We start from the raw sequence: 637 nt of genomic DNA, 5'->3' as shown, positions 1-637 counted from the left end.
GAGGCATGGCTGCCGCTGGCCCGGCACCTCGCCAACCGCTACTCCGGCCGCGGCGAACCCACCGACGACCTGATCCAGACCGCCACCGTCGGCCTGATCAAAGCCGTCGACAAATTCGACCCCGACCGCGGCGTCGACTTCGCCGGCTACGCCATCCCCACCATCATCGGCGAAATCAAACGTCACTTCCGCGACCGCACCTGGAGCGTCCGCGTCCCCCGCCGCCTCCAGGAACTGCGCCTCGCGATCACCGAAGCCAACAGCACCCTCACCCACACCCTCGGCCGCTCCCCCACCGTCGCCGACATCGCCGCACACCTCGGCGTCACCGAGGAAGACGTCCTGGAAGGCCTCGAAGGCGCCCGCGCCTACAACGCCACCAGCCTGTCCACCCCGATCAGCGCCGACGGCAGCACCGAACTCGGCGACACCCTCGGCGACACCGACCACGAATACGAAATCGCCGAAACCCGCGTCGCCCTCGGCCCCGCCCTCGCCACCCTCGACGAGCGCGAACAGAAAATCCTGACGCTGCGCTTCTACGGCAACCTCACCCAGTCGCAGATCGCCGACCAGATCGGCATCTCCCAGATGCACGTCTCCCGGCTGCTCACCAAGGCCCTCACCAAGCTGCGCA

At 68.3% G+C, this 637-nt stretch carries 1 protein-coding gene; it reads left to right on the top strand.

Features of this window, described 5'->3' with window-relative positions; genetic code table 11:
- A partial coding sequence (locus tag Ari01nite_RS49505) for an RNA polymerase sigma factor SigF (protein ID WP_203791712.1) occupies positions 1-637 on the top strand: 637 nt, incomplete at both ends.

Origin of the sequence: Paractinoplanes rishiriensis (assembly GCF_016862375.1) — a bacterium.
Taxonomy (GTDB): domain Bacteria; phylum Actinomycetota; class Actinomycetes; order Mycobacteriales; family Micromonosporaceae; genus Actinoplanes; species Actinoplanes rishiriensis.
This window is presented reverse-complemented; position numbering and strand designations above follow the sequence as displayed.